Consider the following 278-nt stretch of genomic DNA (forward strand, 5'->3'; position numbering starts at 1 on the left):
TTTTTGATATTATTCCATTCGATTAACTGATCCATCGTGATATGATGTTTGTTCGCTACGCTCCAAACTGACTCGCCCGCTTTCACGGTATACATCGTATTACCAGTGGATGATGTACTTGTCGTAGCAGACGTATTCGGTGTATTTGGTTTCGCTGCAGAAGTAGTTGAACCTGTATTTGTATTTGCCGAAGTTCCACCTTTAACGATCAATTGCTGTCCTGGATAAATGAAGTTGTTTTTGATATTATTCCATTCGATTAACTGATCCATCGTGAT

General features: G+C 39.2%; 1 protein-coding gene. It reads right to left on the reverse strand.

The annotated features are described in order from the left end of the window. Positions 1 to 278: LysM peptidoglycan-binding domain-containing protein (locus tag DIZ30_RS12595; RefSeq protein WP_159086159.1), on the reverse strand; the 278-nt coding region annotated here is incomplete at both ends.

The sequence above is a fragment of the Enterococcus sp. H57 genome, assembly GCF_003112495.1.
In the GTDB taxonomy this organism is placed as follows: domain Bacteria; phylum Bacillota; class Bacilli; order Lactobacillales; family Enterococcaceae; genus Enterococcus_B; species Enterococcus_B faecium.